Annotated in this window: 20 protein-coding genes; 4 read left to right on the forward strand and 16 right to left on the reverse strand. The window is 60.0% G+C overall.

The features are described from left to right. The first annotated feature begins 3 nt into the window (after nt 1–3). Nucleotides 4–918 carry a LysR family transcriptional regulator gene (locus M5B43_RS07700; protein ID WP_248749532.1) on the forward strand — a complete coding sequence of 305 codons (915 nt, stop codon included), beginning with the start codon at nt 4–6 and terminating at the stop codon, nt 916–918. On the opposite strand, the gene M5B43_RS07705 is transcribed toward M5B43_RS07700, so the two are convergent. The 10 genes from M5B43_RS07705 to M5B43_RS07750 form a co-directional block, all read right to left on the reverse strand. Further along, the gene (locus tag M5B43_RS07705; protein WP_248749533.1) at nt 909–1,394 is read right to left on the reverse strand and encodes a DoxX family protein; all 486 of its coding nucleotides are present in this window, start codon (nt 1,392–1,394) and stop codon (nt 909–911) included. The two genes, M5B43_RS07700 and M5B43_RS07705, sit on opposite strands and share 10 nt — an antisense overlap. Then, nucleotides 1,391–2,167 (reverse strand): DNA-binding domain-containing protein, encoded by a 777-nt coding sequence (locus tag M5B43_RS07710; RefSeq protein ID WP_248749534.1) that lies wholly within the window; start codon nt 2,165–2,167, stop codon nt 1,391–1,393. Before M5B43_RS07710 ends, M5B43_RS07705 begins: the two co-directional genes overlap by 4 nt. Next, entirely contained in the window at nt 2,164–3,042 is an 879-nt protein-coding gene (locus M5B43_RS07715) for a DUF692 domain-containing protein (protein WP_248749535.1), read from the reverse strand. Before M5B43_RS07715 ends, M5B43_RS07710 begins: the two co-directional genes overlap by 4 nt. A gap of 23 nt (nt 3,043–3,065) precedes the next feature. After that, entirely contained in the window at nt 3,066–3,371 is a 306-nt protein-coding gene (locus M5B43_RS07720; protein ID WP_248749536.1) for a DUF2282 domain-containing protein, read from the reverse strand. A 173-nt stretch (nt 3,372–3,544) separates the two neighbouring features. Beyond that, nucleotides 3,545–3,961, reverse strand: a complete 417-nt coding sequence (locus M5B43_RS07725) for a hypothetical protein (RefSeq protein WP_248749537.1) — start codon at nt 3,959–3,961, stop codon at nt 3,545–3,547. A gap of 112 nt (nt 3,962–4,073) precedes the next feature. Next, nucleotides 4,074–4,775 carry an ABC transporter ATP-binding protein gene (locus M5B43_RS07730; RefSeq protein WP_017844798.1) on the reverse strand — a complete coding sequence of 234 codons (702 nt, stop codon included), beginning with the start codon at nt 4,773–4,775 and terminating at the stop codon, nt 4,074–4,076. A 1-nt stretch (nt 4,776) separates the two neighbouring features. Continuing rightward, nucleotides 4,777–5,544 carry a high-affinity branched-chain amino acid ABC transporter ATP-binding protein LivG gene (gene livG, locus M5B43_RS07735; protein ID WP_003193538.1) on the reverse strand — a complete coding sequence of 256 codons (768 nt, stop codon included), beginning with the start codon at nt 5,542–5,544 and terminating at the stop codon, nt 4,777–4,779. Then, entirely contained in the window at nt 5,541–6,794 is a 1,254-nt protein-coding gene (locus M5B43_RS07740) for a high-affinity branched-chain amino acid ABC transporter permease LivM (RefSeq protein ID WP_248749538.1), read from the reverse strand. The genes livG and M5B43_RS07740 overlap by 4 nt, the downstream gene beginning before the upstream one ends. Then, the gene (livH, locus tag M5B43_RS07745) at nt 6,791–7,714 is read right to left on the reverse strand and encodes a high-affinity branched-chain amino acid ABC transporter permease LivH (protein ID WP_248749539.1); all 924 of its coding nucleotides are present in this window, start codon (nt 7,712–7,714) and stop codon (nt 6,791–6,793) included. The genes M5B43_RS07740 and livH overlap by 4 nt, the downstream gene beginning before the upstream one ends. A 228-nt stretch (nt 7,715–7,942) precedes the next feature. After that, complete coding sequence (locus M5B43_RS07750; protein WP_248749540.1) at nt 7,943–9,070, reverse strand: branched-chain amino acid ABC transporter substrate-binding protein; 1,128 nt, start codon at nt 9,068–9,070, stop codon at nt 7,943–7,945. 341 nt (nt 9,071–9,411) lie between these two features. Between M5B43_RS07750 and M5B43_RS07755 the strand changes: the two genes are divergently transcribed. Further along, the gene (locus tag M5B43_RS07755) at nt 9,412–9,714 is read left to right on the forward strand and encodes a DUF2288 domain-containing protein (protein WP_248749541.1); all 303 of its coding nucleotides are present in this window, start codon (nt 9,412–9,414) and stop codon (nt 9,712–9,714) included. 222 nt (nt 9,715–9,936) lie between these two features. On the opposite strand, the gene M5B43_RS07760 is transcribed toward M5B43_RS07755, so the two are convergent. The 3 genes from M5B43_RS07760 to M5B43_RS07770 all read right to left on the reverse strand — a co-directional run bounded on the left by M5B43_RS07760 (nt 9,937) and on the right by M5B43_RS07770 (nt 15,089). Beyond that, nucleotides 9,937–12,114: a hypothetical protein gene (locus M5B43_RS07760; RefSeq protein ID WP_248749542.1), complete on the reverse strand. Its 2,178-nt coding sequence runs from the start codon at nt 12,112–12,114 to the stop codon at nt 9,937–9,939. A 203-nt stretch (nt 12,115–12,317) separates the two neighbouring features. Next, the gene (locus M5B43_RS07765) at nt 12,318–14,582 is read right to left on the reverse strand and encodes a bifunctional diguanylate cyclase/phosphodiesterase (protein ID WP_248749543.1); all 2,265 of its coding nucleotides are present in this window, start codon (nt 14,580–14,582) and stop codon (nt 12,318–12,320) included. Nucleotides 14,583–14,720: 138 nt separating this feature from the next. Then, nucleotides 14,721–15,089: a YkgJ family cysteine cluster protein gene (locus tag M5B43_RS07770; protein ID WP_248749544.1), complete on the reverse strand. Its 369-nt coding sequence runs from the start codon at nt 15,087–15,089 to the stop codon at nt 14,721–14,723. Between the two features lie 250 nt (nt 15,090–15,339). Between M5B43_RS07770 and M5B43_RS07775 the strand changes: the two genes are divergently transcribed. After that, on the forward strand, nt 15,340–16,686 hold the full coding sequence (locus M5B43_RS07775; protein WP_248749545.1) for an MFS transporter: 1,347 nt from the start codon (nt 15,340–15,342) through the stop codon (nt 16,684–16,686). A gap of 160 nt (nt 16,687–16,846) precedes the next feature. Here the strand turns inward: M5B43_RS07775 and rapA are convergent, their stop codons facing one another. Next, entirely contained in the window at nt 16,847–19,693 is a 2,847-nt protein-coding gene (rapA, locus tag M5B43_RS07780) for an RNA polymerase-associated protein RapA (RefSeq protein ID WP_248749546.1), read from the reverse strand. A 217-nt stretch (nt 19,694–19,910) separates the two neighbouring features. Between rapA and M5B43_RS07785 the strand changes: the two genes are divergently transcribed. Then, a complete protein-coding gene (locus M5B43_RS07785) occupies nt 19,911–20,252 on the forward strand; it encodes an aspartate-semialdehyde dehydrogenase (RefSeq protein ID WP_248749547.1) in 342 nt (113 codons plus the stop codon). Here M5B43_RS07785 and M5B43_RS07790 read toward each other — a convergent pair. Together M5B43_RS07790 and M5B43_RS07795 are read right to left on the reverse strand one after the other, a co-directional pair. After that, nucleotides 20,249–21,430: an aminotransferase class V-fold PLP-dependent enzyme gene (locus tag M5B43_RS07790; RefSeq protein WP_248749548.1), complete on the reverse strand. Its 1,182-nt coding sequence runs from the start codon at nt 21,428–21,430 to the stop codon at nt 20,249–20,251. The two genes, M5B43_RS07785 and M5B43_RS07790, sit on opposite strands and share 4 nt — an antisense overlap. Beyond that, nucleotides 21,427–21,897, reverse strand: coding sequence for a RidA family protein (locus M5B43_RS07795; protein WP_248749549.1), 471 nt, complete (start codon nt 21,895–21,897; stop codon nt 21,427–21,429). Before M5B43_RS07795 ends, M5B43_RS07790 begins: the two co-directional genes overlap by 4 nt. Nucleotides 21,898–21,956: the final 59 nt, after the last annotated feature.

Below are 21,956 nucleotides of genomic sequence, written 5' to 3' on the forward strand. Positions count from 1 at the left end.
TCCATGAGCGAAATGGATGACCTGGCAGCCTTTGCCGTATTGATCGAAGCGGGCAGTTTTACGCTGGCGGCCGAGCAATTGGGGTGCAGCAAAGGCCAGCTGTCCAAGCGCATCAGCCAGTTGGAAGCACAGTTTTCTGTCGTGCTGCTGCACCGCACCACCCGCAAGCTCAGCCTCACCGCGGCAGGCGCGGCGTTGTTGCCCCAGGCCCAGGCGCTGGTCGTACAAGTGGAGCGCGCTCGTCAGGCATTGGCGCGGCTCAAGGACGACCTGGCCGGACCGGTCCGTATGACGGTTCCGGTGTCGTTGGGAGAAACCTTCTTTGATGGCTTGCTGCTGGAGTTTTCCAAGCAGTATCCGCAGGTGCAGATCGAGCTGGAGCTGAACAATAGCTACCGGGATTTGGCTCGGGACGGGTTTGATTTGGGCGTACGCACGGGCGTCATGGAAAATGAGCGCCTGGTGGCCAAGCCGCTGCTGGCCTGGCATGAAATGACCTGTGCCAGCCCGGCCTACCTGGAGCAGCATGGTGAGCCGCTCACGCCCGCCGATCTGGCCACCCATACCTGTTTGCTCAACAGTCATTACAGCGGTCGCGAGGAATGGTTGTATCACCAGCAACATGAATTGCTGCGCGTCAGGGTGAGCGGCACGTTCGCTTCCAACCATTACAACCTGTTGAAGAAGGCTGCATTGGTGGGCGCCGGCATCGCGCGCCTGCCGTCATACGTTTTGCCGGCGGAATTGGCTGACGGCCGATTACGTTGGCTCTTGCGTGATTATCAGACGCGGAGCATGCCGATGTACCTGGTTCACCCCTACCAGGGTGGCCTGCCGAGGCGCACCCAGGTATTGGCCGACTATTTGGTTGACTGGTTCAAGCGCAGCGGCGAGGCGCTGGATCGGCTTCAGCGGTAGCGGCGGGCGATCCAGTGGTCGATGGATACGGCGCCCGGGCCCTTGGCGACCAACAACAACAGCAGCGCAATCCAGGTGCCGTGGGTTGGGTAGGCTTCGGGGTAGACGAACAGTTGAATGGTCAGGGTCATGCCGATCAACGCCAGGGCTGAGAAGCGGGTGGCGAACCCCACGAGAATCAGCACCGGGAAAAAGTGCTCGGCAAACGCAGCCAGGTGCGCGGCGACTTCCGGCGACAACAGGGGCACGTGGTATTCGCTGCGAAACAACGGCAGTGTCGAGGCGGCGAGCTTAGGTTCGCCGAGCTGGAAGGTGCCGTTGACCAAATCAATGGCGAAGCCTTCGACTTTGGTTTGCCCGGATTTCCAGAACACCGCTGCGATGGAGAATCGCGTAATAAAGGCGATCAGGCTGTAAGGGATTTTTTCAAACAGTGCGACGACCCGTTTTATCAGGCAGGGAGCTGAAGTGTTCATGGCGATACCTTGTGTTCCAGATGTAAATGAGTGATGGCGTCGTGGCCGATCAGCAGCGTCAGGCATTGATGCAAGTCGAATTCGGCCGAGGCTTCGAGGGCCTCGGCGACGGCCATTTCCAACCCGGCCCCCCGGCCCAGGCTGTTGATAAACGCCACCGATCCGCTGTCGATGGCGAACACCTTGACCGCCAACCCTTGACGTAAGACCAACGCGTTTTGGGCATACCCCGGGTCCAACATGGCGACAGCGCCCTCGGTCTGGTGGGCGGCCCAAACCGCCACGATGGCGTAGGGAGAGTTCAACGTGGAGAGCGAGGGGTGCAACCGCAGGCGCGACTGCCCCAGGTCTGCCGTACCTTGCAGTTGCTGGAGCACGTCGTGCTGATCCAGCGGCTGGATATCCGCCGCGTGATAAGCGCGAACCCGCAGGCGTTCCAACCGTGCGACATCGGCGAGGTAGGGCACGCTCGCCGCCGGTGCGAACCCCTGGATAAAGTCGGCAAATGTGTTGCCGTACTCACTGATTATTGGGCTGCTGGGCGGATGATCCTGCACATATAGGCCGGCCATGGCGCGAAAAAACGCCTCGCCGACCAGTTGCAGTGCCACCGGATACGCCGCTGCCAATGCATTGATCAAGGCGCTGTGGACGTTGTTGCGGTACACCGCGAAGCGGCTCATCGGATCGGCACCGTTGCTGCTGAACAAACCCTCAGGGCAGGCGGCGTCCGGGGCCAGCAGGGCGCTGGCAAATGCGCTTTGAACACTCATCGGGCCACCTGCGACAGATAGCCGTCGGCGTGTTGAACCTCAACCTGCAATACGCTGAAGGCCGGCACCTGGTTATCCCGCTCGATCAGCGTGGCCATCGGCCCGGTACGCGCCAGAACGTGCTCGTAGAGTTGCCATACGGCGTTGTCGATAGGCGCTCCGTGGTCATCGATCAGTAGGCGGTCGCCCAGGCTGTCCGTGTCTTCGGCAAAACCTGCCAGATGAATCTCACCGACGGCGCGCAAAGGCAGGGCATCGATGTAGGCCAGCGGGTCGCGTTGGTGATTGATGCACGACACATAGACGTTGTTGACGTCGAGCAGCAGGCCGCAGCCGGTGCGGCGGATGATCCCGCTGAGAAAGTCCGTCTCGTCCAGGGTGGAGCGCTGGAACTGCAGGTAGGTTGACGGGTTTTCCAACAGCATCGGCCGCTTGAGCGCGTGTTGTACCTGGTCAACGTGTTCGCATACCCGGTCCAGGGTGGCGGCATCATAGGCCAGGGGCAGCAAGTCATTGAGAAACACCGGGCCGTGGCTGGACCAGGCCAGGTGTTCGGAAAAAGAGTGGGGTTGATAGCGTTCGATCAGCAGGGCCAACCGTGCCAGGTGCTCACGGTCCAGTGGGCCTTCGCCGCCGATGGAGAGTCCCACACCGTGCAAGGACAGCGGGTACTGCTCGCGGATCAACCCCAGGTAGTGATGAAACGGGCCGCCGGCCACCATGTAGTTTTCGGCGTGCACTTCAAAAAAACCGATGTCGGGGCAGGTCTCGAGCACTTGCGCGAAGTGCTCGTTCTTCAGCCCCAGCCCGGCCCTGTGGGGGAGGCCGGGCACCTGAGCCGGTGAGACTGTGTGTTGGGGGGTAAGCGTCATCATCAGTACTCAGGTTGTACAGGCTTTCAGGACTTGGCGGTGAAGGCCGCTTCCTGGCCAAAACCGGTCGACGAGGTCGTGCTTGGGGTTTTGACGCAGGTGCCGGCTGGGACCAGTTTCCAGGCGTTGGCCTGGTCTTTGACTTTGGAGGTGCCGGCGCAGGTCGTGCCCGCACCTGCGGCGCAATCGTTCTTGCCGGCTTCGGCGACGCCGAAGCATTTCTGCATATCGTCGGCGGCATGAGCGGTGGTCGTCAGGGCGGACAGGCTCAGGGCCGAGCCCAGGGCCAGGACGAGGGTGGCGGCGGACAGCGAGCGGGTTTTGGTAGTCATGGTGCTTCTCCAGCAGTGGGATGGCGGGCTTTATTGCCTGCTTGTACCACTAGAGAAAGGCGAGCGGGATTTGTTACACCGAGGTCAAAAAAAACAAAGATATCTGTATATCAGTTTTCCTTGACCCTGAAGGCGCGAAGCACTGCCCTCTTTCGAGAGCCGTGTTGGAGGGCTCATCGACGACCAGAAAAAAAGTCCAGAACATTAAGGACTTGTCTTGTCACCGGGCGTTCAGTGCGTAGCGCTTGAGAACGTTGTTCGGCTACCTGCCCCAGCGATGGGCCAGGTCGGGGAGGGGCGTCAATAGGCGCCTGCGCCATATCGGCTAGGGGGGGCGCCGATGGCAGGTGTTCAAACTGGTCCTTGAGCATATTGGCAAACGTGATGTACAAATTTTCATTTATCTCACCACTGTTGACTTGCTCGTCAAGCAACGCCATTTCTTTCGATATCTCGTCTTTGGTGGTGAGTTGGGCGTAGTGGTCGCGAACGTCGTTGAACGTTTTTATCTTGGGAGGGGGTGGTGCAGAAGGCTCCCAGTTCTGTGTAGGAAGTGCTGTAGACGGTAGTGAGGCGCTTTTGATAGCCATGGATTATTCCCTTAGGTGAACATCCCCGTAAGTGGCCATTTCGCATTATTGGTTCCAAGTATGAATGGCAAAAAAAAACGGCCCGAAGGCCGTTTCTTGTCGCCAGGCGGCATTAACCGCCCAGGTACGCCTCCCGCACCTTCGGGTCCGTCAGTAGTTGTTCGCCAGTGCCCTGCATCACCACCCGGCCGTTTTCCAGCACGTAGGCACGGTCGGCGATTTTCAGCGCCTGGTTGGCGTTCTGTTCCACCAGGAACACCGTCACACCGTCCTTGCGCAGCTGTTCGATGATGTCGAAGATCTGCTGGATGATGATCGGTGCCAGGCCCAGTGACGGTTCGTCCAGCAGCAACAGTTTGGGCTTGCTCATCAGCGCGCGACCGATGGCGAGCATCTGTTGCTCGCCGCCGGACATGGTGCCGCCGCGCTGGCTGAAACGCTCCTTGAGCCGCGGGAACAAGTGCAACACTTTGTCCATTTGCTCCTGGTAGTCGCCCTTGTCGGTAAAGAACCCGCCCATGGCCAGGTTCTCTTCCACGGTCAGGCGCGAGAACACCCGACGGCCTTCCGGCACCACGGCAATGCTCTTGCGCATGATGTGCGAGGACTGCTGGCCCACCAGTTCTTCACCCATGTAGCGGATGCTGCCACTGTGGGCCTGGGGCGAACCGCACAGGGTCATCAGCAGGGTCGACTTGCCGGCACCGTTGGCGCCGATCAGCGTGACGATTTCACCTTGGCGCACTTCCACGTTGACGCTGTGCAGGGCCTGGATCTTGCCGTAGAAAGTGGAAACGTTTTCGAATTGCAGCATTTTACGCTTCCCCCAGATAGGCTTTGATCACTTCCGGATTATCGCGGATCTGCTCCGGCGTTCCGTTGGCCAGCGGCGTGCCCTGATTGATCACCACGATGTGGTCGGAGATGCTCATGACCAGTTTCATGTCGTGTTCGATCAACAGTACCGTGGCGTTGTTTTCCTCACGCAACACGCTGATCAGCGCTTTGAGGTCTTCGGTTTCCTTGGGGTTCAGGCCGGCTGCCGGTTCGTCGAGCATCAGGATCCGCGGGCGGGTCATCATGCAACGGGCGATTTCCAGGCGGCGCTGCTGACCATAGGCCAGGGTGCCGGCAGGGCGGTTGGCGAACTCAGTGAGGTTGACCTTGTCCAGCCAGTACGCGGCGTACTCCATGGCCTCGCGTTCGCTCTTGCGAAACGCCGGGGTCTTGAACAGGCCCGCGAAGAAGTTGGTGTTCAGGTGACGGTGCTGGGCGATCAACAGGTTCTCGACCGCCGTCATGTCCTTGAACAACCGTACGTTCTGGAAGGTCCGTACCACGCCCTTGCGGGCGATCTCGTGGCCGGCCAAACCCTGGATCGGCTGGCCATCCAGCAGGATGCTGCCACCGCTTGGCTTGTAGAAACCGGTGAGGCAGTTGAACACCGTGGTCTTGCCGGCGCCGTTGGGGCCGATCAGTGCCACTACCTGTTTCTCTTTCACGGTCAGGGCCACGCCGTTGACCGCCAGCAAGCCGCCGAAGCGCATGCTCAAGTTTTCGACTTTCAGGATCTCGCGGCTCATTTGCGCAGCTCCATGTGTGGACGTTGCATGGGCAGCAGGCCTTGAGGACGCCAGATCATCATCAGCACCATCATGGCGCCGAACATCAACATGCGGTATTCGCTGAACTCACGCATCATTTCCGGCAGCAGGATCATCACGATGGCCGCCAGGATCACGCCCAGCTGAGAGCCCATGCCACCCAGTACCACGATGGCAAGGATGATCGCCGACTCGATAAAGGTGAACGACTCCGGGGTCACCAAACCTTGGCGAGCGGCGAAGAAACTGCCGGCAAAACCGGCGAACGCAGCGCCCAGGGTGAATGCGGAAAGCTTGATGATGGTCGGGTTCAGGCCCAGGGCACGGCAGGCGATTTCATCTTCGCGCAACGCTTCCCACGCACGACCGATCGGCATGCGCAGCAGGCGGTTGATCACGAACAATGCTGCCAGTGCCAGCAACAAGGCCACCAGGTACAGAAACACCACTTTGCTCACTGGGTTGTAGTCGATCCCGAAGTACTCGTGGAAGGTCTGCATGCCTTCGGCGGCGCTGCGCTCGAACGACAGCCCGAAGAACGTTGGCTTGGGGATGCTGCTGATGCCGTTCGGGCCTCCGGTGATGTCCGTCAGGTTACGCAGGAACAGGCGGATGATTTCACCGAAGCCCAGGGTCACGATCGCCAGGTAGTCCCCTCGCAGGCGCAACACCGGGAAGCCCAGCAGGAAGCCGAACGTGGCCGCCATCAAGCCGGCCAGCGGCAGGCAGACCCAAAAGCTCCAGCCCAGGTAGTGCGAGAGCAACGCGTAGGTATAGGCGCCCACGGCGTAGAAGCCCACATAGCCCAGGTCGAGCAGGCCGGCCAAGCCCACCACGATGTTCAGGCCAAGGCCCAGCAGCACGTAGATCAGGATCAGGGTGGCGATGTCAACCGCGCCGCGTGAGCCGAAGAACGGCCAGATCAGCGCGGCGATGATCAGGGCAATGATGATGTAGCGTTGGGTACGCGGCAGGGTCAGGAATTGGCTGACCTTGGGCGAGACCAATGGGCCACGGTTGCCTTTGAACAGGGCACCGACTTGCTGGGTGAACAGCACGCGCAGGAACATCAGCACCGAGCACAGGGCAATGATGGTCAGGGTGACGGGACCGGTGCCATGCACTTCCAGGTTGATGCCGACAATGCTCAGCTTGAGACCGAGTACCGGGAAGGCCACGGCCCACACCAGCAAGGCGCTGAAAAACGCCGATTTAAGATATCTGCTCATACTTTCTCAACCTCCGGACGGCCCAGGATGCCGGTCGGACGGAACAACAACACCAGAACCAACAGGCCGAACGCCACGACATCCTTGTACTGATCGCCGAAGATATCGGCGCCAAAGGCTTCGGCCACACCCAGCACCAGCCCGCCGAGCATGGCGCCCGGAATGCTGCCGATGCCGCCCAATACCGCCGCGGTGAAGGCTTTGAGGCCCACCAGGAAACCGGCGTTGGGGTTGATCACGCCGTATTGCATGCTCAGCAGGACGGCCGCGACGGCCGCCAGCGCGGCACCGATGACGAAGGTCAGGGCGATGATGTTGTTGGTGTTGATGCCCAACAGGTTGGCCATCTTGATGTCTTCGGCGCAGGCCCGGCAGGCACGCCCCAGACGTGAGCGAGAGATGAACAGGGTCAGGCCCAGCATCGCCACCAGGGTGACGACGAAGACCAGGATCTGCATGTAGGAAATCAGCACTTCTTCCGCACCGCCTGGGCCAAAGGAGATGCTCCCCGGGATCAGGTTGGGGATGGACTTGTCCTTGGAGTCCTGGGACAGCAACACGGTGTTCTGCAGGAAGATCGACATGCCGATAGCGGAAATCAGTGGGATCAAGCGGTTGCTGCCACGCAAGGGACGGTAGGCAACACGCTCGATACTGTAGCCATAGGCACTGGTTACAACGATCGACGCGATGAACGCGGCGGTCATCAACAGCGGCAGGGAGTGGATACCCAGCATGGCCAGCCCGGCAAGGGCGATGAAAGCCACGTAGGAACCAATCATGTACACCTCGCCATGGGCGAAGTTGATCATTCCAATGATGCCGTAAACCATTGTGTAGCCAATGGCTATCAAGGCATAGGTGCTGCCAATGGTCAGGCCATTAACCAGCTGTTGGAAAAAATGATAGATCTCAGGCATTACAGCGCTCCTAAAAACCCGATACGCATTTCACTGGTGGAGTCATGTTCCGGCCCTGCGCTGTGTTCTATGAGCACATTTGCACAAAGCGTTTGCCAGCGAACCGCTGGTGACGGTTTTAAGATTTTCAGGTGAGCCAGCGCCCGGATCGCGGGTGTCTGGCCCATAAACCTCGTAAAACAAAGCCCACTGCTTGCACAGTGGGCTTGTTGACCAGTAACGCCTGGCTTACTGAGGGGAAACTTCGGTTTTTGGTTTACCGAAGTGCCATTCGTAGACCACGAACTTGAAGTCTTTCAGGTCGCCCTTGGCGTCGAAGCTCAGGTCGCCGGTAGGGGTCTTGAAGGAGCCTGCGTGGATAGCGGCTGCGACTTTGGCAGTGTCTTCGCTCTTGGCGGCAGCGATACCGCCGGCGATGACTTCAACGGCCGAGTAGGCGGGGAACACGAACGGCCCGGTTGGGTCCTGCTTGTTCTTGGTGAACTCTTCAACGATGGCTTTGTTGGCCGGGTCGGTGTCGAAGGATTTCGGCAGGGTCACCAGCAGGCCTTCGGAAGCACCCTGGGCGATTTGCGAGATGGAGTCGTTGCCGACGCCTTCTGGGCCCATGAACTTGGCGTTCAGGCCTTTTTCCTTGGACTGGCGCAGGATCAGGCCCAGCTCAGGGTGGTAGCCGCCGTAGTAGACGAAGTCGACGTTGGCTTGCTTGAGTTTCTGGATGATCGAGGAGAAGTCTTTGTCGCCGGCGTTCAGCCCTTCGAAGACGGCTACTTTCACGCCTTTCTTCTCGAGGGTCTGTTTAACGGCAGTGGCGATGCCTTCACCGTATTGCTGTTTGTCGTGCAGAACGGCAACGATCTTCGGCTTCACGTGGTCGGCGATGTAGTTGCCGGCCGCTGGGCCTTGGGCGCTGTCCAGGCCGATGGTGCGGAAGATCAGCTTGTAGCCACGGGCGGTGATTTCAGGGCTGGTGGCAGCCGGGGTAATCATGATGACGCCTTCGTCTTCATAAATGTCCGACGCTGGCTGAGTGGAGCTGGAGCAGAGGTGACCGACGACGAACTTGACCCCGTCGTTGACCACTTTGTTGGCTACGGCAACGGCTTGTTTTGGATCGCAAGCATCGTCGTATTCCTTGGCTTCGAGCATCTTGCCATCGACGCCGCCCTTGGCGTTGATGTCGGCGATTGCCTGCTTGGCACCCATGAATTGCATATCACCGTATTGCGTCACCGGACCGGTCTTGGGACCGGCGATGCCGATCTTGATGGTGTCGGCTGCGAACGAATGGCCGGCAACACCAGCCAGGACCATAGCGGCAAACAGTTTGGAAATCTGCTTAGTAGCCTTATTCATAGTGCTCCACTCTTACTGTTGTATTTTTTATAGTTCTAGCGGCCTTGTGAGCTGCAGAACCGGATCAGATATCTCGGATATCCCCCCGGCATTGCCCTGGCAACTGTACCGGTACAGTGTAGAGCGCCGGTTGATCGCTTGAAAAGCTGGCTGCTGGGGGCAAAACCCTGGCGTGTCGCTTAAATGAAAGAAAAAGACAGAATTGCGGCGGGGTGATGCCAGAGTTTCGGGCAATCCTTGGCTTTCCTGACACTTTCTATCGATGCCTCATTTGCAACTGGGTTTTTCTGCCTGAGCGACGGGGCTATGATTGCGCCGATTTTTTACTCAGGTGAACTCCCATGACGCAAGAACCTAGCACCCTCTATGCCAAGCTGCTCGGTGAAACCGCCGAAATTTCCTGGAAGGAGCTTGAGCCGTTCTTTGCCAAGGGTGCCCTATTGTGGGTCGATGCCGGCCTGGATTTGATCGAAGCGGCTGAGGGGATGGCCGAGGATAACCGCGACAAAGTGGCTGCGTGGCTGGCTGCGGGGAGCCTTGGCGAGGTGTCTGCGACGCGGGCATTGGACCTGGTTGAGCGTGATCCGAGCCTGTGGGCAGTGGTGGTTTCGCCGTGGATTCTGATCCAGGAAAGGGTGGCGTAATAAAAGGCTGCACGAAAAAGGTGCGCGTTTTGTGCCGATGGAAGTGTGTAGCCGAGTAACCGCTCCCGCCGTGATGGCACCTTGCCGTAGAGAAACGTCACAGGTGAGGGTGACGTGCACGTCACGGGAACAGTTTTGCAGGGGGCGAATGGCCCGCGCAATTGTTTCTTGTTATGAGGCGAATGGGGTGGCGAGGGGCAAGCTCTCCTCGCCACCACCGGCTCAAGCGGTCTTGCCAGTATGGTTATTCAGCGAGATCACCTTGGTCTTGCCAATCCGGTGGCGGTAAATCTCACGCAAATACTTGATCGCCTTCTTCACGCAGTCCCGTGACAGGCGAATGTCATTGATCGACACGAACTTCTCTTTGTCGTTGATCAGCTCGCGGTACTTCTTCTCATACATCGGTTTGATCGCGTACCAGTTGGTGTCGAGGATCTTCGCCGGGTTTTCAAACTCATTGAGCAGCTCGTCGATACGGTCTTCGTCGAAGTGCTCGTGGATGATGAAGTCCAGGATCGAATTGTCCAGCGTGTCATCAAACCGGTACGGATTGCGCGCAAAGCAGCGTTTGATAAACGCCACGATCAAGGTCAGGAAATCATCCGACAGGCATGGGCTCTTGGCGATCAATGTGGTCAACGACAAGTTGGCCGACGCCCCAATTACCAAGGCATAGCGCTTGAGCGTGGTGTTGGGGAACAGGCTGTTGAGGTGGGTCTTGAGACGGTTCAGGTCCATGTAGGACAGCTTGTAATCCTTGGGCAGCGAGACGATTGAGACCACCGACGAGCAGTTCTTGAAAAAGTGCAGGTCGTGCAAGGCCGCCGCGTCGTAGCCGGAATTCTTGTACTGCTCCAGGGACGCCTTGTAGCGCTTGGACTCGATCGGCAGCAGGCTGATGCCCTCAATTGCCTGGGTGACTTTGTTGAAGTGCGGCAAGTCGATGGAGCGAAAGAACAGGTCGTCGATGTTCAAGCGCTGGGGTTCTTTATCGAACACCTTGAACTTGTCGCTCGACGGCGCCGGGGTTTCCGGTACCACGGATTCGGCGTAGGCAATCGCCACCGGACCGGCCAGGCTCATAAACAGGTCGTTGGCATCCAGGCGGATGGTTTCGCCGATGTCGATGCCCGCGCGGCGGAAGTAGTTCTGGTCGTAATCGGTGGTCACCGCCTGGGCGGTGAGGATGTTGAAGATCTGCTGGGAAATGTACTGGTTGGCGTGCTTTTCCATGGCATTGACGTCAATGTTCTGGATATTGCCGTCGTCGCTTTCTTCGGCGTAACGCATGATGTCGTTGGAAATCAGCATCATCGCGTTCCACGGGCGGATGCGGCCTTTCACACTGGCTTCGCTGCTGTCTTCGTTGTCGAAGTTGTATGAGAAGTCCCATTCTTCCGACAGGTATTTGCACAGCAATCGCCCGGCATTGATGTGCAGCGCTTCGGACATTTCGCTGCGGTGGTCGGAGATGTTCGGTAGCACGCAGATACCGCTGGTGAAGATCGGCTCGAAAACGAAGGCGTGGCCGCTTTTGCTGTCGTGCTCGTCGGCGGGCTTGGTGTCGAATGTCTTGTTCATGTATGAGTGTTGCTGGGCGAGGCCGAATTCCGAGGCCATGCCCGACCCCGTGCCGCCGCCGGCGCTGAAGATCGAGAAGTACAGGCGCGACTGGTTGGCCTTGATGCCGCAGGAGTCGATCAGGTACGAGTGGATCATCTTCCAGTCGGGGCTGGAGAAGCGCTGGGTGTCTTTGTTGAGAATGATCTTGGCCAGGTACTGGCCGAGGATCGGCGCGTTACCGGCGCCACCGGCATGCACTTCGGACAAGTCCATGATTTTCATCTTGCTGTAGTCGCGCAGGAAGCCGCTTTTTTCGCCCTTGCGTGAGAAGCGGATACGCCCGGCGATGTCCTTGTCGAGGTCGCCCAGCATCACCAAGGGTTCCACCAGGAACACCGGCTTGGTGGCCTTGCCGCCGCCCAGTCGCAGGTTGTTGCGGATCCATTGGGCGGGGCTGTAGCCCTTATCCGCGGTTTTATCTTCAGTGCTGAATTCGTTCAGGTAGAACTTGCGCGCGTTGTACACCAACTCCGCCACGTCCAGCGCGATGTTCGAACCGCAGCGGCCCAGGCCGATCAGGCAGACCGAGGGAAACTCCTGCTCGTTGCGTGGGTCGCCGTCGCCTTCCTGTTGGGGCGAGCGCGGGAACACCATGTCGCGCAGACCGTCGAGGTTATCGAGGATGCGGTCAGTATGGGTCTCGGTGAAGTACAAGTACTGCTGGGTGGCCAGCGGGCGCGCATTGCTCAATGACTTTGAACCTGAGGGTTTTTCCGCAGGAGCTGTCGGCAACACATCGAAGATCTCGGTGGCAGAGTTATTTTTGGAAGTCATTGTGCGCCATGTACCTGGACGGACGGCTCAAAAAATCCAGGAGCCGTCACTGAATGAGAGTTCGCGACTTTACAGTGCGTCTTAGTCCGGGACGGTCGGGTTTAACCCTGATGTTTCAAGGGGAATACAGGCCGGACTCTGATGAATCGGCCGTTCGTCGGCGTTCTTTAGGCAAATGATGGCGAAATGCCAAAGATTCGGCGTCAGCGAATTGGCCTGACAACAGAGGACGGCGCGGCGCGGCCCAGGGCAGGGTCCTTTGGCGTCGGCGTGTCTTTGTTGCCTTCCACACCGAACGGGTAGAGCGGGTTGCGCATCTGAATGCCCTGCATCACGCCGATGATGTCGCCCAGAGGTACCGCCGGGCTCAGCAAGTAGCCCTGGATGAAGTCACAGCCATGCTTGAGTAGGAGGTCGAATTGCGCCTGGGTTTCGACACCTTCGGTGACCACCTGCAAGTGCAGGGTGTGGGCCATGCCGAGAATGGCCTGGACGATCTCTATATCCGCGGTGGACTTTGGGATGTCCTGGATGAAGGAACGGTCGATCTTCAGGGTGTTGAGCGGCAGGCGCTTGAGGTAGGCCAGCGACGAATAGCCGGTGCCGAAATCGTCGATTGCCAGTGATACCCCCAACGCCCGGATTTGTCGCAAAAGCGCGAGCGTGCTGCTGATATTGCCCATCAGCGCATTTTCGGTGACTTCCAGTTCCAGGCGGTTGGCGGCAATCCCGGCAAAGCGCAGGGCGTCCTCGATCTCATCGGCCAACTCGTCACGGGCCAGGTTCAGGGCCGAGCAGTTCACGGCCATGTTCAATTCGGTGTAGCCCCGATCGGACAACAAACTCAGATCGTGGCAAGCCTGGCGTAAAACCCAGTGGTCCAACTCGGCAATCAACCCGTTGCTCTCGGCAATGCCGATAAACCGCTCCGGGGCCAGTAGCCCGTGTTGCGGGTGCTGCCAACGCACCAGGGCTTCCAGGCGAGTGACCTTGCCCTGCTTCATGTCGAAGATGGGTTGGTAAAACAGCACCAGTTCATTGCGCGTGCGCAGGGCGGCGCGCAGTTCCTCTTCCAGTTGCAGTTCGAGGAATGCGCGGGTTTTGAGGTTGGAGCTGAAGAAGTTCAGGCTGTTGCGTCCGGCATCCTTGGATTGGTACAGCGCCAGGTCAGCGGTCTTGAGCAGTTCTTCGCAGGTCTGGCCGTCATCGGGAAACAGGCTGATGCCGATGCTGGTGGTCATCACCATGCGCCGGCCCGCCAGTTCGATGGGCTCTTTCATCTTTTGCATGATGCGTTGTGCCAAGTGCCGCGCTTCATCGCGATGGTGGATGCTGATGAGGATGCAGAACTCATCCCCGCCAAACCGCGCGACCACATCCTCATGGCTACGTACGGAACCCTTGATATGTCCGGCCAACACCCTCAGCAGCTGGTCGCCGGCATCATGCCCAAGGCTGTCGTTGATACGTTTGAAGTGGTCGATGTCGAGGAAGATCACCGCCATCATGCCTTGGTATCGGGTTTTTTCTGCGACTTTCTCTGCGAAGATCTGATTGAAACCCCGGCGGTTGAGCAGGTTGGTCAACGCGTCATAGTGGGCCACCTGTTGCAGCGAGGCACGCGCTTGGTCCAGTTCGCTCAGCAGCGCGTTGACCCGACGCAGGTCGCGTTCCTTGTGCTGCAGTTTCTTGTCCGCCAGGGCTGCGCTGACGCTGCTGCCAATCACCAGCAGGGTGATCACCGCGACTGAGAGGCCCAATTGAATCGGGTTGTTGTCCACGGGTAACGACAGATCAGCCCCGGCAGGTACCAGCATTTGCATGGCCGCCATGCCGGTGAAGTGCATGCTCAGGATTCCGGCGCCCAGCACCAGGCTGGCGGCGTATTTAAGCAGTTGGTGAAACACACCGGCACCGTTGCGCAGGTAGCTCGACAGCAACAGCGCCGCCAGGCTGGCACCCATGGCAATTGCGATCGACGCGATGAACAGCTTGGACTCGAAGTACACCTGGGCCTGGGAGTGCATGGCCGACATGCCGATGTAGTGCATCAACGAGATGCCGAGTCCCATCCATACCGAGGCGAGCAGATATTGGTGGAACCGCAGGTGGGAATGACTGAGAGTCTGCATGGCGAACAGCGAAGCGATCAGGGCGATGACCAGCGAGGCGAACGTCAGGATCAGTTCGTAATGAATGGCGATGGGGGCCTGGAAGGCCAGCATGCTGATGAAGTGGGTCGACCAGATACCACCCGCCAGGCAACCGGCCCCTATCCAGCGCCAATGACGGCGGGCGGTAGGGTCTTCTACATGGCCGACGCGCTCCGCTATGTCCAGTGTGCCGAAGCCCGCTGCGCAGGCGACCAGATAAGCCAGTAGCACCAGAAAGGGGTTATGACTGCAGTTGAGTAGTAAGTGCCCGCTCTCTGGGAGTTCGGTAAAAAAATGCTGGCCCAGCCATTCCATAGCATGTCCTGTCATAGCGTCACGTCACGGCCCGAGGCGATGACCTATGAGGTCGAGTATAGGAGCCTCGCAGAATCCATCATGAATAATGGCACTTTGCTTTCAATGATTTTGGCATGCCATCCATAGCGTTTGGTGCTAAGCGCTGATGGGCAGGTCCAGCACGAAGGGGGGCGCTTCCAGTGGCGCCAGGCCGAATGCAGCGCGGGCGGCATCGCAGTCAACGTTCTGCACACCCTGGCTCCAGGACGAATCGAACTCGCGGCACACACTGGAGCGTTGCTCATAGATCGAGCAACTGGTGGCCTGCCCGACTTCGCCTTCAAGGCTGCAGCAGCGTGCAGGCTTCTGGTCGGTGCCGATCATCGCCACGCGGCTGGGGTTGATCTGCACCACCAGGTCATCGGGCACCGTGCCCCCGGATGAGGCGCACTCACCCCAAAAGAAAGACACGCGAAAGTGTGAACAGCAGGCACCGCAATTCAGGCACGGACTGGCTTCGGACATGGGCGTCATCGATAAGAAAGTAGGATTTGGGTGTTACGGAAGGCTCGCCATTCTATCCGTGCCATGGCCGTTGGGAAGGGGGGGAGGAACTTATATTTTTGTAGGCGAAGTCCCGTGATTGCGGCTGAAATCATGCCCTATCAGCTTTACGAATCATTACAGACAACCAGGGCCTGCCTGACTATGTTGCAGGTACCGGGCAGGATGCATCGGGCATCGCAGCTCTCATAACAATAAAAGAGACGGACCCATGCAGAACTCGACCCAAGCGGCGAATGCCTGGCGCATTCTGTTCCTGCTGTTCCTCGCCAACCTGTTCAACTTCTTTGACCGCACCATCCCCGCGATCATCATCGAGCCGATCCGCATGGAATGGCACTTGAGCGACTTCCAGCTCGGTATCATCGGCACCGCCTTCACCATTGTCTACGCCGTTGCTGGCCTGCCGCTCGGGCGCATGGCCGATACCGGCTCCCGCAGCAAATTGATGGGCTGGGGCCTGTTCGCCTGGAGCGGGTTGACGGCGCTCAATGGCATGGTTGGCAGTTTCTGGACGTTCCTGCTGGTACGCATGGGCATCGGCATTGGGGAAGCCAGCTATGCACCGGCGGCCAACTCGCTGATTGGTGACCTGTTTCCCGCCCACCGCCGCGCCCGGGCCATGGGGATTTTCATGCTCGGCCTGCCATTGGGCCTGTTGCTGGCATTCTTCACCATCGGCGCGATGGTCAAGGCGTTCGACAGCTGGCGCGCACCATTCTTTATCGCGGCGGTGCCGGGGCTGATCCTGGCGGTGTTCATGTTCTATATCAAGGAACCCAAGCGTGGCGCGGCGGAAACCGTGCTCGTCTCCCAGGAGCGTGTCGATCGCCCGATCCGCCGAGTATTGGCGGTGCCGACCTTTCTGTGGCTGGTGCTGGCCGGGCTGTGCTTTAACTTTGCGACTTATGCGTGCAACTCGTTCCTGGTGCCGATGTTGCAGCGTTATTTCCTGATGCCGCTGCAGGATGCGGCCGTTGCCACTGGGGTGATTGTCGGGTTGACTGGCCTGGTGGGCCTGACCCTGGGCGGTTGGATGGCCGACAAGATCCATCAGCGGGTCGCCAATGGCCGATTGTTGTTTGCGGCATGCAGTTTGATTATCTCCACGATCACCACCGCGTGGGCGTTGCATGCCGGGCGTATCGAAATTGGCGTGTTTGTCGCGTTGTTCAGTGTGGGCTGGTTGTTTGCCTACAACTTCTACACCTGTGTGTACACGGCGATTCAGGACGTGGTCGAGCCACGCCTGCGGGCCACGGCAATGGCACTGTTTTTTGCCGGGTTGTACTTGCTGGGCGGTGGCATGGGGCCGGTGGTGGTCGGCGGGCTGTCTGATCACTTTGCCCATTCGGCGATGTATGCCGATGGCGCCTCGCAGATGACCGAGGCGTATAAAGCGGTGGGGTTGCACGACGCCATGTACCTGATTCCGGTGGCGCTGTTGTTGACCATGCTGTTTCTGTTTCAGGCCTCGCGCAGTTTTGTGCGTGATGCCAAGCGGATGAAGGAAGGGTTGAGTGCGGTTGAGGTGCCGGCGGCTGCGGCAACGGCGTGAGACCGCGGTGACCCTTTCGCGAGCAAGCCCGCTCCCACAGGAGAATGCATTCCAAAATGTGGGAGCGGGCTTGCTCGCGAAGAGGCAATTACAGGCTGCGGTATTCTCATGTGAATAAAAAAGGCCCGCACTAAGCGGGCCTTTTACGTTCAGCGGATTATCAACCCGCCACCAACACCCGAATCGCTTCCAATCGCAACGCCGCCTTATCGAGCATGGCCAAGCCTTGCTCGCGCTGGTTGCGCAGGGCAACCAGCTCGCTGTCACGCACGGTCGGGTTGACCGCTTGCAACGCGGTCAGGCGCGCCAGCTCTTCGTCGGTGTCTGCTGCCAGGCGGCGCTTGGCCTCGGCCACACGCTCGGCGTGGCGTGGGGTGATCTTCTCTTCACCGGCGTTGATACGCGGTGTCAATTGATCGCGCTGGGCTTGCACGAACTTGTTGGCACTGGCCCGTGGCACACTTTCCAACTGGTCGTTCAAGGTTTCGAACGACACGCGGCTGGACAGGTCATTGCCATTGGCATCCAGCAGGCAGCGCAGGGCAGCTGGCGGCAGGTAGCGGCCCAGTTGCAGCGAGCGTGGGGCGACCACTTCGCTGACGTAGAGCAGTTCCAGCAACACGGTACCCGGCTTGAGTGCCTTGTTCTTGATCAGCGCCACGGCGGTGTTGCCCATGGAGCCTGACAGCACCAGGTCCATGCCGCCTTGCACCATCGGGTGTTCCCAGGTGATGAACTGCATGTCTTCGCGCGACAAAGCCTGGTTACGGTCGTAGGTGATAGTCACACCTTCGTCGTCGCCCAGAGGGAAGCTGGCGTCGAGCATTTTTTCGCTGGGCTTGAGGATCAGTGCGTTTTCCGAATGGTCTTCGCTGTCGATGCCGAAGGCGTCGAACAGGGTTTCCATGTAGATCGGCAGGGCGAACTGGTCGTCTTGCTCAAGGATGTCTTCTACCAGTGCGTCGCCTTCACCGGCGCCGCCGGAGTTGAGTTCCAGCAAACGGTCGCGGCCGGTGTGCAGTTCCTGCTCCAGGCGTTCGCGTTCGGTGCGGGCTTCATCGATCAGGGCTTGCCACTCGCCGTCATCGGCGTTTTCCAGCAGCGGCAGCAGGCGCGGGCCGAACTGATGCTGCAAGGCGTTGCCGGTCGGGCAGGTGTTGAGGAAGGCATTCAGCGCTTCGTGGTACCACTGGAACAGGCGCTCTTGCGGGCTGGTTTCCAGGTACGGCACGTGCAGTTCGATCACATGCTTCTGGCCGATCCGGTCCAGACGGCCGATGCGCTGTTCCAGCAGGTCGGGATGGGACGGCAGGTCGAACAGCACCAGGTGGTGGGAGAACTGGAAGTTGCGACCTTCACTGCCGATTTCCGAGCAGATCAGCACCTGGGCGCCGAATTCTTCGTCGGCGAAGTAAGCCGCAGCACGGTCACGCTCGAGGATGTTCATGCCTTCGTGGAACACCGTGGCCGGGATGCCGGAGCGCACACGCAGGGCGTCTTCGAGGTCCATGGCGGTTTCGGCGTGGGCGCAGATCACCAGGACCTTGGTGCGCTTGAGCATTTTCAACTGGTCGATCAGCCACTCGACGCGCGGGTCGAAGCGCCACCAGCGGTTTTCTTCCTCGATGTCCGGCTGCGACTGGAAGCTGACTTCCGGGTAGAGCTCGGCGTGTTCGCCCAGGGGCAATTCGAGGTATTCATCCGGGTTCGGCAGCGGGTAGGCGTGCAGCTTGCGCTCCGGGAAACCTTGCACGGCGGCACGCGTGTTGCGAAACAGCACACGGCCGGTGCCATGGCGGTCGAGCAGCTCACGTACCAAGCGCGCGCTGGCTTCAGTGTCGCCATCGTTGACGGCGGTGAGCAGCGCTTCACCTTCGTCGCCCAGGAAACCTTGAATGGTCTTGTGTGCCGTCGGCGACAGGCGGCCCTTGTCCAGCAGCTCCTGCACGGCCTCGGCCACGGGGCGATAATTCTCGCTCTCGGCACGGAAGGCTTGCAGGTCGTGGAAGCGGTTCGGGTCCAGCAGGCGCAGGCGCGCAAAATGGCTGTCCTGGCCCAGTTGTTCCGGCGTAGCGGTGAGCAACAGTACGCCCGGGATGACCTCGGCAAGCTGCTCGACCAGGCTGTATTCCGGGCTGGCTTTGTCTTCATGCCACACCAGGTGGTGGGCTTCATCGACCACCATCAGGTCCCAGCCGGCGGCGAACAGCGCGTCCTGGGCCTTTTCGTCGTCCACCAGCCATTCCAGCGCAACCAGTGCAAGCTGGGTGTCTTCGAACGGATTGGCGGCATCACTTTCGATAAAGCGCTCTTCGTCGAACAGCGCAACCTGCAGGTTGAAGCGGCGGCGCATTTCCACCAGCCACTGGTGCTGCAGGTTTTCCGGCACCAGGATCAGCACGCGGTTGGCGCGGCCCGAGAGCAGCTGGCGATGGATCACCAGGCCGGCTTCGATGGTCTTGCCCAGGCCCACTTCGTCCGCCAGCAATACCCGTGGCGCGATACGGTCAGCGACCTCACGGGCGATGTGCAGTTGGTGGGCAATCGGCTGCGCACGCACGCCACCCAGGCCCCACAGGGAGGACTGCAGTTGGCGGCTGGTGTGTTCCAGGGTGTGGTAGCGCAGCGAGAACCAGGCCAGCGGGTCGATTTGCCCGGCAAACAGACGGTCGCTGGCCAGACGGAACTGGATGAAGTTGGACAGTTGGGTTTCCGGCAGGGTGACCTGCTCGTTCTGCCCATTGAGGCCGTGGTAGACCAGCAGGCCGTCGACATCGTCGACTTCTTGCACGGTCATTTTCCAGCCTTCGAAATGGGTGATGCTGTCACCCGGCGAAAACCTCACGCGAGTGAGGGGCGCATTCCGTAGCGCATACTGGCGAGTGTCGCCAGTGGCCGGATAGAGCACGGTCAACAAGCGGCCGTCCTGTGCCAGAACGGTGCCTAACCCCAGCTCTGCTTCGCTGTCACTAATCCAGCGTTGCCCCGGTTGATACTGCTGCGCCATGCTGCCTGACTCCCGCCGTGAAAAAGCCGACTATTCTAACGGAACACGGCTTCCAGACCAAAAGGAATAGGTGCAGCTTCAAGCTTTAAGCTTCAAGCGGCAAGAAAAAGGGCGATATGTTTGTCAGATAGATGACGATTGGTTCACAAGTTGGCGGCTTGGCGCTCAAGTCGCTGCCCCCGCAGCCGACAGTCTGCTGAACAGGAGACTAGAAACCATGCTGCCACCCATGTTGCCCTTGAGTGTTGTGCCGGTCACGTCGCAACTCGATCCGGCGCGCCAGAAGCCGGATATCCCACCCGTGGTGCCGGTGCAACCGGGCTCCAACGAGAGCACGATCGACCTGAACAAAGGCGATGCCGAGCAATCGACGTTGCTGCTGCGTGAAGAACAGCGCCGGCAGCAGGAGCAGCAGAAACGCCGGCGCGAAGCTGACGACGACCCCGATGCGCACCTGCCGATCCCCGGCGATGTGCTGAACGCCGACAACACCGTGCCGGTGGCGCCGTTGATCGAGGATGCGCCACGCCAGGGCTTGTGGGTAGACGTCGAAGTTTAGTCGCGCAGCGCTTCCAGGGCTGCCATCAGTAACTCGATATCGCGATCATTGTTGAGGGGGCTGACGGAAATTCGCGCAATACTGGCCAGCCCGCGCGCCTGCATATCCAGTGGCGTGTAGGCGATGCCGTTGGCGCCGATGTTGATGTGCTTGAGCCCCAGGCGTCGCTTGAGTTCAAACCCATCCCAGCCCGCCAGGTTGAAGGCGATCAATCCGGATTGGGCGCTACCTAAGTCATGCAGGGAAACCCCGGGCATCTGGCGCAGCGCAGCGCGAATTCGCGCACTGGTCTGCGCAACCCTTTCCCATACGCGCCCTATCCCCAGTCGGTTCATCTCTTGTAGCGCATTACCCAACCCGGCCAATAAGGCGAGGGAGGCTTCGCTGGTTTCGAAGCGCCGTGAGTCGTCGCGCAAATCAAAGCCCTCGCTCGTCCAGGGGGCTGAAAGCACGTCGCGCTGGGCGGGGTTCAGGTGCTGGAGAAACGCCGGTCGCACATACAAGAGGGCTGTACCCCGTGGCCCTCGCAGGTGTTTGCGGCCAGCCGACTTGAGCACATCGCACTGTAACGCTTGCACATCCACCGGCACCTGGCCGACGGCTTGGCCGGCGTCAATGAAGTAGGGGATGGCGTGACGCCGGGCCACGACGCCGATGGCCTGGGCGGGGTTGATCAGGCCACCGTTGGCGGGGAGCCAGGTGAGGCCGATCAGCTTCACGTTTGCATCGAGCATCGATTCCAGCGCCGCCGGGCAGACGGCACCGGTTTCATCGCAGGGGATGACGTCCACCCGCGCCCCCGCCTGCTCGGCCAGTGCCATGCTCGCCAGGTTGCCGCCCCATTCCTGCCGCCCCACCAGGATTCGATCGCCCGGCTTCCAAGGGCCCAGTGCCTGGAATGCCAGGTTCCAGGCGGTCGAGCCGCTGCTGGTAAAGGCGATTGACGAGGCCGGTGCATTGAGCAGTTGCCCGGCCGCGCGACGGGCTTTCTCCACCAGCACGGCACCGTGCTCGCTGGCCTCCATCGGGCCGTCGCGGGCTTCGCGTTGCAACTGGTCGATGATGGCGTCGAGGGTCGCCTGGCTGGGCAAGGACGCCCCGGCGTGGTTGAAGTGCACGATGCCCGACTGGCAACCGGGTGTGGCGTCCCGCAGGTGTTGAACCTCGAACGGGCTCACGGCTGCAACTCGAAAATCGCGTCCACCTCCACGGCGACGCCGGCTGGCAGGCTGGAAACGCCCACGGCGGTACGCACATGCCGGCCCTTGTCGCCGAGGGCGTTGACCAGCAGGTTCGACGCCCCATTGGCGACCACGCTCTGGCGTTGGAAGTCTGCGCTGCTGGCGATGAATACACCCAGGCGTAAAGTGCGCACCACACGCGACAGGTCATCCCCAACGGCATCGCTTAACTGCCCGAGCAGGCCCAGTGCCGCCAGCTCCGCCGCCTGGGCACCTTCTTCATCGCTGAGGGATTCGCCCAGGCGGCCTATGTAGGCAGGTTTGCCATCGACCATAGGAATTTGCCCAGAGATGAACAGCTGGTTCCGGCTGATGACATGGTTGATGTAGTTGGCCGCTGGCTGGCTGGGGATGGGCAGCGTCAGGCCGAGGGTGTGCAGGCGCTGGTGGATGGAGTCGTTCATGTTGAAGCCTCTTGGGTCAGGAGGTTTCAGCATGTGGGTTGCATCGAGGGTCGACAAAC

Source organism: Pseudomonas sp. MWU15-20650 (genome assembly GCF_023242475.1).
Classification (GTDB): Bacteria; Pseudomonadota; Gammaproteobacteria; order Pseudomonadales; family Pseudomonadaceae; genus Aquipseudomonas.